This is a genomic window from Sphaerisporangium sp. NPDC049002 (assembly GCF_040649355.1).
Taxonomy (GTDB): Bacteria; Actinomycetota; Actinomycetes; order Streptosporangiales; family Streptosporangiaceae; genus Sphaerisporangium.
In genome coordinates this window covers 88,785-100,328 of sequence record NZ_JBEZFH010000003.1, presented here as the reverse complement: position 1 = coordinate 100,328, position 11,544 = coordinate 88,785, and the positions used below count along the sequence as shown (strand labels likewise).

At 71.2% G+C, this 11,544-nt stretch carries 9 protein-coding genes; 5 read left to right on the top strand and 4 right to left on the bottom strand.

The window, feature by feature from the left end:
• Together AB0B89_RS01590 and AB0B89_RS01585 are read right to left on the bottom strand one after the other, a co-directional pair.
• A partial coding sequence (locus AB0B89_RS01590) for an AAA domain-containing protein (RefSeq protein ID WP_358546512.1) occupies nt 1-1,431 on the bottom strand: 1,431 nt, incomplete at its 3' end.
• Nucleotides 1,428-2,918 carry a hypothetical protein gene (locus tag AB0B89_RS01585; protein ID WP_358546509.1) on the bottom strand — a complete coding sequence of 497 codons (1,491 nt, stop codon included), beginning with the start codon at nt 2,916-2,918 and terminating at the stop codon, nt 1,428-1,430. The genes AB0B89_RS01590 and AB0B89_RS01585, both read right to left, overlap by 4 nt.
• A 417-nt stretch (nt 2,919-3,335) precedes the next feature.
• Between AB0B89_RS01585 and AB0B89_RS01580 the strand changes: the two genes are divergently transcribed.
• A complete protein-coding gene (locus AB0B89_RS01580) occupies nt 3,336-3,917 on the top strand; it encodes a hypothetical protein (RefSeq protein WP_358546507.1) in 582 nt (193 codons plus the stop codon).
• 44 nt (nt 3,918-3,961) lie between these two features.
• Here AB0B89_RS01580 and AB0B89_RS01575 read toward each other — a convergent pair whose 3' ends face one another.
• On the bottom strand, nt 3,962-7,240 hold the full coding sequence (locus tag AB0B89_RS01575; RefSeq protein ID WP_358546504.1) for a BTAD domain-containing putative transcriptional regulator: 3,279 nt from the start codon (nt 7,238-7,240) through the stop codon (nt 3,962-3,964).
• Between the two features lie 79 nt (nt 7,241-7,319).
• Nucleotides 7,320-7,946 carry a hypothetical protein gene (locus AB0B89_RS01570; RefSeq protein ID WP_358546501.1) on the bottom strand — a complete coding sequence of 209 codons (627 nt, stop codon included), beginning with the start codon at nt 7,944-7,946 and terminating at the stop codon, nt 7,320-7,322.
• 530 nt (nt 7,947-8,476) lie between these two features.
• Between AB0B89_RS01570 and AB0B89_RS01565 the strand changes: the two genes are divergently transcribed.
• The 4 genes from AB0B89_RS01565 to AB0B89_RS01550 all read left to right on the top strand — a co-directional run bounded on the left by AB0B89_RS01565 (nt 8,477) and on the right by AB0B89_RS01550 (nt 11,537).
• On the top strand, nt 8,477-8,908 hold the full coding sequence (locus AB0B89_RS01565; protein WP_358546498.1) for an RICIN domain-containing protein: 432 nt from the start codon (nt 8,477-8,479) through the stop codon (nt 8,906-8,908).
• Nucleotides 8,909-8,975: 67 nt separating this feature from the next.
• Nucleotides 8,976-10,088, top strand: coding sequence for a ThiF family adenylyltransferase (locus tag AB0B89_RS01560; RefSeq protein WP_358546495.1), 1,113 nt, complete (start codon nt 8,976-8,978; stop codon nt 10,086-10,088).
• Between the two features lie 64 nt (nt 10,089-10,152).
• The gene (locus AB0B89_RS01555; RefSeq protein WP_358546492.1) at nt 10,153-10,275 is read left to right on the top strand and encodes a hypothetical protein; all 123 of its coding nucleotides are present in this window, start codon (nt 10,153-10,155) and stop codon (nt 10,273-10,275) included.
• A gap of 71 nt (nt 10,276-10,346) precedes the next feature.
• Complete coding sequence (locus AB0B89_RS01550) at nt 10,347-11,537, top strand: hypothetical protein (RefSeq protein ID WP_358546489.1); 1,191 nt, start codon at nt 10,347-10,349, stop codon at nt 11,535-11,537.
• Nucleotides 11,538-11,544: the final 7 nt, after the last annotated feature.

Below are 11,544 nucleotides of genomic sequence, written 5' to 3'. Positions count from 1 at the left end.
CGGCCGCGACCGCCACGGAGATCGCCAGAGTCGAGTCACCGCCGGTGTACGCGCTCGTCGAGCACATGCTGACCTTGAGCGACAACGACGTCGCCCCGAGGCGTCGTGCTCGGCCGTACGAGCGTCCGCCAGGGAGTCCGTGAGGTACGCCATCCACCGGTCGGCCACCTCCCCTTCGCCCGTGAACGCGGCGAGACGCGAGACCGTCCCCTCGGTGCCGGCGAGGATCTGGTCCCGCAACACGGCGACGTGGTTGTCCACCATGAGGCCGCGGGCACGGCCGGTCATGGCGTCCTCGTTGCCCACCCGTACGGCCCGGATGTACTCGGGCAGCTGCTCAAGCACGTTGTCGACAGCGCGGTTGGTGTGCGAGGTGACCAGCACGCGCTCGCCGCGCGAGGTGCAGGCGGCCGCGATCTCGCTGATCGTCCTCGTCTTGCCCGTGCCCGGCGGCCCCAGGATGAGCAGCAGGTCGGGTACGGCGAGCGCCCGCTGGAAGGCCACCAGCTGGCTGTCCGGGTCAAGCGTCCCGCGTGGCCTGTCGTGCGGGTTGACCTGGTACGGGGCGAGACGCCGCTCGACGAGCTGGCCGAGTAGCCGCCGGTTCGCCGCCTCCCCCTGACGCAGGGTCTCCACGGCGTCCGCCTGCGCCCGGAAGACGCGGTCGCTGGGCATCACCATCAGGGCGCCCTGGGCGGGGATCCGGCCGTAGTCGATCGTCGACTCGAACCGGACGACCACGTCCAGATCCTTGGCCCTTGTCACCCTGCCTCGCAGGTCGGGCTGGTCGGCGAGGTAGACCACCGCGCCGGTCGCCAGCGGGGCGGGGCGGGCGAGGCGGAAGGTGTAGACGCCCCGGGCGGAGTAGCGCTCCTCGCGGGCGCTCTCCCTGCGCCGGTAGTGAATGGGAGGCGCGGCATGCTGCCGGGCGACCTCGATGTCCCGCCCCGCCTCGATGACCCGCGCCATCAGGTCCAGGTACGCGGTGTGGTGCGGTGGCAGCCGCTCAACAGGACGCTCGGGACGGCCCACCTGTGCCCATGCCTGCCGCAGCAAGCCCCAGTGGGCCGACATGGTCCCGCGCGGTACGTCACGCACCTGGTGGAACGCGCGCCAGCCGGCGGCGCAGTTCAGCAGCATGGCGCCACGCAGCAGACGCTCCTCGTCCTTGAAGCCGCGAGGGGCCGCGCTGCCGAGGCGGTAGGCGTCGCCGAACTGGGTCACGTAGAGCCGGGCGACGTGCGTGTCGGTGTAGACGGCGAGACGGTTCGGGTTCTCCTCCATCCGGGCGGGCAGCGCGCCCGCCCTGGCCAGGCGGGTCATCTCCTCGACCAGTTGGAGCGGATGCGCGGCCGGGGCCAGTTGCGCGTACACCTTCTCCGAAGGGATCACCGCCACCGGACCGGGCAGGAACACCGGCAGTGCCGTCACGCGAGCCCTCCCTGGGAAAGCTCCTGCCGCGCTCGCGACAGAGCCGTGCCGAGGCCGCGTATCCGCTCGGGGCGACGCCGGGGATCCGGGTCGAGGGCGCGTGCGAGCAGGTCGTCGAGCGAGGACGGGAACCCGCGCATGGTCGCGCGTACCGGTGGGGAGCCGCCCGGCGCGGGCGGGTACCCGGTCACGGTGTGATAGACGATCGCGGCGAGCTGGTAGACGTCGGTGTGGCTGCCCGGGGCCGGAACGTGCGGGCCCACGCGCACCTGCTCGGGAGCGCGGTACCCGTCGGGCCCCTCGCCCGGCAGCGGCGGCCAGGCCGCCAGCCCGATGTCCCTGAGTGCCGGCTCGTAGGACCGGCCGGCCATGACGATCGCATCGGGACCGAGCACGCGGTGGCTGTGACCGCGCCGATGGAGCTCGGCCAGCGGCTCACACAGCCGCGCGGCCGCGGCCAGGACCGCGGCGACGGTGAGGCGATCGAGCGGTACGGCGCCCGGGCCGAACGCCTCGCGCCAGGTCGGACCGGCCGGTAGCTCGGAGGCCGTCGTGATGGCTTGCGGGCTCTCATGGACGGCGAGCAGCCGGGGCAGCCGGTGTGCGCCTGACATGGTGGTGAGCAGTTCGGCCTGAGCGCGTAAGGCCTCCCTGGCAGCCCGCGCACCGGACGTACCCCGAAATATCGCGATTTGGCGTAACCGTACCCGGGCGGAAACCGGCTCGATCCGATCGGCCACCGCCTCCCGCCCGACCCATGACCGGTCCGGGCTGAACTTCTGGGTAGGCTCGTCGTGCAGGAGAAAGCAGTCGCCGCCGAAGCGGAGCTCCTCACCGCCACGCCAGTCGGCGTCCCCTGCCGACGGGACCGGAGTCGCGAGGGGAACCGGCGGCGAGTCGTCCAATTCCACGGGCCGGTACAGGTCGTAGTAGGCACGCCGGACGACCGCGGCCTCGGGGCGGCCGAGGTGGCGGCGCAACACGTTCTCGTCCCAGAGTTCGATCGTGACGCGGTGGGCCGCCTGCTGACGCGACCGCCAGCCGTGCCACCACTTCAGGGTCGGAGCGTCCATGCCGCACGGAACGCACAGCACCCACCGCTCCACGGTGTGGCCCTCCTTTCCCGCCGACCGCATCGCCGAGTCGAAGGACTCTCTCACCTGCTTCTTCTGGGACTCCCCGAAGCCCTTGACGAAGTACTTGCACTGCCAGATCGAGATGCCGCCGTTCAGGTCTCCGACGAGCACATCGATGCCCCAGTCGCCGGGATTCGCCCGGACCAGGGTGGCCTCCTGCCCGGTCACCGCCGAGACGAGCAACCCGAGCATCTGCTCGAAGTCCTCCGGCGCCCCCGCCTCTCCCCTGCGCTGATGGTGCGCCAGGAAGTCGATCGGATGCTCGCCCACCCCGAAGCCACCGCCGGTCACACACCACACTCCCGCGCCGGAGACCCTGGCCTCCACTCGCCCGCGCCACCGCGGGTTCACCCTAAGAGGGTGATCCATAAACACTGATTCCGGACGCCCTTGAATGGGGAGGGGATAAAGCCATGGGCCGCACGCAGCACGCTTTTACCCGATATATCACTGCGAAGCGCACACGCCGCGTTCGCGAGCCACTCGACCTCTGAACCCGGAAACCCCTCGCCAGGCTGATCCGTTCTGCCAGACCGTTGTACATCAACGCGGCCGTCGAGGAGAAACGATTGATCGAACCGAGATTTCAGGTTCTCCGCCGAAAAGGCCACACGGGACCGGATCGCGTGCGGGCACTGACCGGTAACGGGACGGCGCGCGACATGACAGCCCAAGAGGGCACATCCTGTCGGCTCTGGGAGAGACCCCGCGCGCGGGACGGCGATGTCGCGTTGACTGGCGGCGGAACCACGTCGGGGAGAGGAACGCATGGGCGAGCACGATGCCTTCTGGATCGACCACGGCCACGATCGTGAGCTCGCGGCCGACGGGTCGAGCCACTACGCCGAGCACGTACGGCGCAACGTCGCGGCGTTCGAGGGCTCGTGGGGCGACATCGCGCCGGTCACCTTCGCCTGCGCCGCCTGGCGGCTCGCCATCACGCCCTCTCCGCCGTACGTGCGCCGGCACCGGCGCGTCCTGTCCGCCGCCTGCGACCGCAATCCCTGGGACGGCACGCTGACCGCCCACGTCCTGCTGGTGTCACCGCTGCCCGCCCAGCTCACCGCCTCCCGCGAATGGTGGCGCGACCGCGGCTGGCGCGAGTGGCCGCAGTCCTTCGGCCAGTACCTGGAGCCCACTGACCAGGACCTCACCCGCATCCCCTTCCTGCGGAGCACCCTGCTCATCGACGCGCCCATCCCCCTCGACGCGCTGCCACCCGCCCCCGACGGACCTTCAGAGGCCCTCCCGGACACCGCACGCCTGGCGGTCGCCGCCCTGGCCCGAGAGCTCAACGCCCTCCTCACCCCGATCATCCACAAACTGGAAACCGCCCAGACCCCCGGCTGACCCGGCACCGGCCTCGCACGATCGAACCACGCCTGTGCCCGCCGTCAGGGCCGGACCGCGGCGAGTGCCTGGCCGGCCTGGTCCTGCCAGTGTGGTGAGCCGAGCCGCCTCGCGACGTCGGCGGCCGTGGCGTAGTGGTCCGCGGCCCGGGCGGGGTCGCCCAGGAACTCGGCCAGCCGCCCGAGGGTGAGGCCGGCCGGGCCGAGCGTCATCGAGACGGTCTGCAGGCCGATCATCTCTCCCTCGGCCGGCAGGAGCAGGCGGTAGCACTCCTCGGCCACCTCGCGGCACGCCAGGGCCATCGCGTTGCCCGCGCGGAGCGCCAGGTTGATCCGCAGGAAGATGTCCCGTCTTGGTGCGCGGTGCGCCGGCCAGGCGGACCGGGCGTCGTCCAGGCGCCCGGCGGCGACCAGCGCGCTGACGTAGAACTCGTCGATCGCCCCTGGCACGCGATGGTGCGTGGCGGCGAACTCGGCCACCGACTCGTGGGCCCGGCCGCACGCGAGGCGTGCCGCGAATCTGCTCATGCCGCCGTAGATGGCGGCGTTCGATCCTCCGGCCTCGCCCATCCGGTCGGCAAGGGCCGTGTAGGCCGCCTCGGCCCGCTCGAACTCGCCGTCCAGCAGGAGGCGGAGGGCGTCGAGGTGCGCGATGGCCACCAGGGCGAGGCCGAGCTGGCCGCTCGTGGAGTATTCCACCGCCCGTCCGGCGTGCCGCTGGGCCGAGGCCCAGTCGTTGCGGCCGAGCGCGACATTGCACAGAGCGTAGTGCCCGAGCGTCTGGTAGCCGAGCAGGCCGCCGCGGGCGGAGACCGCCAGCAGCTCCTGCCCGAGTTCCTCCAGTTCGTCTGGGTGGCCGGGCACGAACGCCACCCAGTAGCGCGCGTTGAGCGCCAGGCACAGCAACCGGGGGTCGCCGACGGCACGGGCGATCTCGACGGCTTCGGCGCTCGCGCTCTCTGTGAGCTCGTCGTCATGGCCCACCGACTCCTGGGCCAGGGCGGCCAGCAGCCGGCACCGTAGCTCGCCCGTCGCGGCGGGCAGGCAGCTCCGGATCGCGTCCACCAGGTCGGCGTCCCCGGTGAGGTCGGTCTGCGAGATCCAGATGGCGGGCGCGTCGTTGGCCACCGCGGCGCGGGCGATCGCGGCGGGGTCGCCGAGCCTGCGGGCGACGGCCAGCGCCTGCCGGCGGTCGGTCGCCGCCCGCATCAGGTCGCCCGCGCTCGCCCGCGCGGAGACCAGACGGCACAGCAGATCCAGCCGGATGTCGTCCACGGGCTCGGTTCCGAGGTCGAGGGCGTCAAGGGCGCCCTCCAGCAGGGTCACCGCCTCCCGGTGGGCGTAGACGCCGGACGCCTGGGCCGCCGCTCTTCCCGCGTACTCGGCGGCCGCACCTGCCGTGGCCGCCGTGGCGGCGGCCAGCGCGTGGTAGCCGAGCGCGCCGACGTCGCCCGGCCGCACCCGCTCCAGCGCGGCGAGGACGCGCGCGTGCAGCCGGGTGCGACGCAGCCGGGAGATGTCCTCGTAGAGGGTCTCGCGGACCAGGACGTGCGTGAAGCGGACCCGGCCGGGGCTCGGCTCGGTGAGCAGCCCGGCGAGCACGCCTGCCTCCAGGCCCGCCAGCACGGTCTCCTCGTCGGCGTCCTGGACGGCCACCAGCACGTCGACGTCGGCGTCCCGGCCCATCACGGCGGAGTCACGCAGGGTGGTCTGCGCGGTCGCCGGGAGGCGGGCGATCCGCCTGCGGATGAGATCGCGGACGCCGGGCGGCAGCGAGTGAACCGCCGACGCTCCCTCGGTGGCGAGCAGCCGGGCGGTCTCGGCCACGAACAGGGGGTTGCCGCCGGTTCGTTCGGTGACCGTCCGGGTGGTGTCGGCGTCCACCTCCATGCCGGACCGTTCCAGCAGCAGGCGGTGGACGTCGTCCTCGCCGAGTCCCTGCAGCGTCACGTCCTCCGCGGCCTGGACGGCCAGGGCGGCCCTGGCCGCGACCAGGTCGTCGCTGGCTTCGGCGGGCCGATGCGTGAGGAGCACCAGCACCGGGATGTCCGCCAGCCTGGCAGCCAGGTGACGCAGCAGCTGGAGAGTCGCGTCATCGGCGCGGTGCACATCCTCGAGCACGAGCAGCAGCGGTCCCGGCGCGGTCTCCAGGTAGTCCCCCACGGCCTGGGCCAGCCAGAACTGGCCGACCTGGGGAGAGTCCGCCGTCAACAGGGGCTCGAGCCGTGCTTCGAGCTCACGGGACGGGGGTTGTACGACGAACAGGCTGCGGAGGACCTCGCGCCACGCCCACGCGGGTGGCACCCCGCCGAGGGTCTCCGGGCACCGGCCGACCGCGACCTGCCAGCCCTCGTCGCCGAGCCGCCGCAGCAGCGCGTCGGCCAGCGTGCTCTTGCCGGCTCCAGGATCTCCGCCGAGCCATGCCACCCGGAGCCCGCGCTCGGCCTCCCCGGCGGCGGACGCCAGGCGGCCGAGCTCCACCGTACGGCCGATCATCTGAGACGGCGGCGCGGCCGGTGGCGCGGCGAGGCGGGCAGGAGCAGAGCCGGCCTCCGGCACGCCCAGGGCGTCGCTGTGCGTGAGGATGTCGACTTCGAGACCCCGCAAGGCGGGCCCGAGGTCCACTCCCAGCTCGTCGGCGAGCATGGCCCGGGTCGTGCGCAGCGCCGCCAGGGCCTCGGCCTGCCGCCCCGAGCGGTAGTAGGCGAGCGCGAGAAGCCGCACCGCGTTCTCGCGCAGCGGGTGTGCCGCGACATGCCGTTCCAGCTCGGGCACGATCACCGCGTGGCAGCCGAGCGCGAGTCCCGCTTCCGCGCGGTACTCGACCGCCATGACCCTCAGCGCTGCCAGACGGGACGCCTCGGGAGCCGCCCAGTCCTCGTCGGCGAACTCGGCGAAGGCGGGGCCTCTCCAGAGCGACAGGGCGGTGTCGACCGTGTGCAGCGCCTTGGCCGGCTCTCCGTCGTTGAGGAAGGCCACCGCCGCGTTCATGAGCCGGGGGAACCGCCACGCGTCGACGGCGTCGGTGTCGAGCTGCAGCAGGTATCCGGGCGGGGCGCTCACCAGTACGGTGGCCGGGGTCCGCGGTGCCCGGTCCGGCTCCAGGACGCGGCGCAGGTTGGATACGTAGACCTGCAACGCGCCCAGAGCCTTCGGCGGGGGCCGGCCCTGCCACAGATCGTCGAGGAACCGGTCCGTCGAGACCACGTGCCCGCCGGCGCACACCAGTCTCGCGATCACCGCCCGCTGGAGCGGTGGGCCCAGATCTACCGGACGCCCTGCCACCTCGGCCGAGAACCGCCCCAGAACCCGCAAGCGCACCATGTCCAGAGCAGCATAGGGTTCACTCCTCCCGTCGGCATATAGGAGGGTGAAAGCCGGCCGGGCGGGCGGCCAAGCCCGGCTACCTCGAGCACACCCAGTCGAACCTGATCCACTCGATCACAGACGGGTGGGTCGTGATCGGATAACTGCTGCGGAACGTCAGTTCGATCTTCTGCGGGAATCCGATCGGGGTCACGTGAGGGACGCCGGCCACGGCTTCGAAGTCGGGCGTCACGTAGTTGAACACCTTGGTGTCGCCCTGAACGGCCGTACCCGTGTCGAAGTACGGGTAGCCCGACGGGCAGCCGATCGAGGTGTTGAGCGGGTTCGTATCGGTCGACCTCACCCAGGCGTTGTTCCACCTCGGGTACGTCGTCGCGGTCGTCGAACAGCTGTAGGCGGCCGTCACCGTCGCCTCCTCGGTGCCGGTGTTCGTCGCGGTCACCACCCAGCCGTCGGCGGCGGCGTCCCGCCGGATCTGCTTCGTCACCGCCACGCCGGTGCCGTACTCCGCGCGGAATCCGGTCCGCACGAGATAGGGGGCGCCCGCGGGGCACGTCTGGGTGGCCGTCACGGTCGCACCGGGGGAGACCTGGAAGGCGTGCCGCCACTGCGTGTCGGCGGCCGATGCGGACGGCGCGGTGCAGACCAGGCCGGCGACGGCGAGTGCCGCCGCTCCTGCGGCAGCCGATCTGGACAGCTTCATGGGATGTTCCTCCGTCGAAATCTTCCCGGACACGAGTCGTCCGGGGATGGCCGGGACCTGTGACCCGAGCAGCCGGGGATCCGCCCGATCCATCCGGGTAATCGGGCATTTCCGCTGATCTCTCGGTTCTCCAGAAGAGTGCCCAGTGGTACTTCGCAGCGACTTAGCGGCGACTTAACGGACCCACCAGTCGGTGGCGGCGCTCCGGTCCGGTTTCCGAATGGTGGACAGGCCCCGTAAGCCGCCGCCGGTAGGTCCGACTCGCGTAAACGCAGAGCCGGATCAATCACCACGTACTCTCCATGGCCGACGAACGACGGACTCGCGCTTGAGCCCGGACCCCTCTCTGCCCGAGTACGGTCGGACCGACGTGTGGAGCGGCATCGGCCTTTTCTCGCTTGAGTAGGGGCCTACTCATGTGCGCTCCGCTGTTCTCGGCGACCGTAGGCATTGCAGGCACGCTCGCTAAGCCGTATACCAATCCGCCTGTCCGGGACGAACCGGGAACAGCGCGACACGAGGAGCATCACATGGACCGTTCCATCCGCCCCCTGCTCAGCATCGCCGCCGCTTTCGCCGTCGCCGCGCTGGGCGTGTCCGCCGCCTCCCCCGCCAGCGCGGATACGGCAGCGCTCTCGAAAACCGCGGCACGCACGAATCTCGGGCCGACCAACACGTTCATGCTCACGAACGTGCAAACAGGCAAGTGCCTCACCATCGCGGGCGGAGTCAGCACCGCCAACAACGTCACGGCCCTCCAGTTCACCTGCGACACCGACCCCTCCCGCCGCTGGAGGCTCACCGACGTCACCGGGACGGGCCTCTACCAGATCAGAAACGTCCAGACCGGCAAGTGCCTCACCATCGCGGGCGGAGTCAGCACCGCCAACAACGTCACGGCCCTCCAGTTCACCTGCGACACCGACCCCTCCCGCCGCTGGACACTCAGGCTCGTAGGCTGATCATCGATCAGAAGACGAATTACCCGGCCGAAACGGGGGCGGTTCAGACAAGCTTGATCCTTCTGGGATGGAGGTGGTGTCCTTGCGTCGTCCCCGGGTGAAGCCGGAGCATCGTCCGCACCGGTATCCGGATGGCACCGTCCGGGTCGGCGGTGAGGTCTACGGGCTCGCCGCCGAGATCGACGATCCGAGCGGATGGGTGTGGACGGCACTCTCGCTCATGGACGGGACCCGCCCGGTGGAGGAGATCGTGTCGCGCCTGGGCGGAGCCTTCCCCGAACTGTCCACGGGGCAGGCCGAGTCGGTGGTCGCCCAGCTCATCGGTTCCGGCTATCTCGAAGACGCGGCGGCGGCGCCCCCAGGCGATCTCAGCCCCCGAGAGCTCGACCGCTACAGCAGGAATCACGCCTTCTTCCGGCGCATCGACCTGATCCCCCGCGAGCACGGCTGGGAGACGCAGCTCAGGCTGAGGAACGCCAGGGTGGTGGTGCTCGGGCTGGGTGGCACGGGCAGCCACGCGGCGTGGGCGCTCGCCGCCGCGGGCGTCGGCCGGTTGCACTGCGTGGACCCCGATGTGGTGGAGCTGTCGAACCTCAGCCGTCAGGTCCTCTACGGCGAGGCGGACGTCGGCCAGGCCAAGGCGGACCTGGCCGTGCGCCGGCTACGCGGGATCAACTCCGATGTGACGATCACCGGTGACCGCAGGCGGGTCACGAGCCAGGAGGAGCTCGCGGGACTCCTCGCCGGCGCCGACATGCTCGCGCTCTGCGCCGACGAACCTCGCGGCCACGGCCTGCGCGTCTGGGCCAACCGGGCGTGCGCCAGGGCGGGTATCCCCTGGGCGGGTGGCGGCTACAGCGGTCCGCTGGTGACGGTGGGGGTGTACGGACCGGGCGGACCGTGTTACGAGTGCGTCAGTGCGGGCGAGCAGGCCAGGCGTCGCCCGGGAACCCCCGTCGACCTGGGTGGGCCAGGGGTGATCGCCACCTCGGCGGGAATCTCCGGGCATTTGGTGGCCCACGCGGTGATCACACAGCTCACCGGTGTTCCCGCCATCCCGCCGGGACGCGTCTGCGGCATGAATCTGATCGCGCCCGACCAGCTCATCGACATCCGCCATCCCGCGCGCGAGGGATGCCCGGTGTGTCGCGCCCGGACAGGGCCATCCGACAAACCTTGACCACGCCCTCAAGGGCCTGGATGATCTGGGGGTCCGCAGGAGCTTCTCTAACGGAAGGCGCACCATGTCTCACGCAGAGAGCGAGATCCAGCCCTCCGAGGACGAGGGTGAGGCGAAGGTGACGATCACCATCCGCCGGCTCGACAAGATCGAAACCACCGCTGACAGCTCTGGCAACTCCAACTGATCACGCGCTGACCGGTAGGCGAGGCGCGTTTCCGCCTACCGGTCACTCGCATGTAGAGGAACGCCGCCGGCATGACCTTGGTAGAACTTCATGAGGTTGGATTCCGCCGCGACAGGGACGAGTGGATCGTCGGCCGTGTCGATTCCGGTGACTTCGTGGCCGTACCGTCCGCGGGGCTACGGGCGATCCAGTTGCTTCAGGAGTACGGATCAGTCGAGGAGACCGAGCGCCGCCTCTTCGAGGACACCGGCGCACGGCTCGACGTCGCGGGCTTCGTCGCCGGGCTGACCGAAGCGGGCCTGGTCGCCGCGGTCGACGGCCGCGCGACCGGCTCCCCGGTGCCGCTTCCCCCCACGCTGCCGCGCCTCACGGCCCGGCACGTGCGGTGGGCCCTCAGCCCACGCCTTCACCTGGCCGTGGCGTTGGTCATCCTGGCCGGCGCGGCCACACTCCTCCTCCGTCCGGGGCTCATGCCCGGCTGGCGAGATCTGCTGTGGAGCAGCAATGGAACGGCCGTACTGCTGACCCAGATCGCGGTGGGCTGGACCCTCATCCTCGTTCACGAGCTGGCCCACCTTTCGACCGCGCGGGCCGCGGGGGTTCCGGGGCGCATCCGGCTCGGGACCCGCCTGCAGTTCCTCGCGGCGCAGACGGACGTCTCGGGCATCTGGCTGGCCGAACGCCGGATCCGGATGACGGTGTACCTGGCCGGCATGGCCGTGGACTGCGCGGTGTGCGCGGTCTGCCTGGTCCTGACGGCCGCCACCGGCGGGCACCCCCTCCTGACGGTCGTCATACTGACGGCACTGACGATGGTGGCGACCCAGTTCCTGGTGTTCATGCGCACCGACCTGTACTTCGTTCTGCAGGACCTCACCGGCTGCCGGAACATGTACAGGGACGCGGGCGCCTACCTGCTCCATCTCGTCTCGGGCCGCCGGCGGCCGAACCCCCTCGCCGCTCTGCCCGTGGCGGAACGCCGCGCGCTGCGCTGGTACACGTCCCTGGTCGTGCTGGGGACGGCGGGATGCCTGTCGATCGCGCTCCTCATCACCCTTCCCGCCACCCTGGCCCTGCTGACCCGGGCGCTCGAAACGCTTTCCCATCAGCCTGGTCCCGCCCGGCTCGCCGACGCGCTGGTGACCCTGCTCGTCATCCTGTTCTTCCAGTCGCTCTGGGCGAGAGCCTGGTGGCGACGGCACGGCCGGCGAGTCCGGCGCGCCGTCACCATCTCGCGCCTGGCGACCGCGCAACGAAAGTGACACCGAC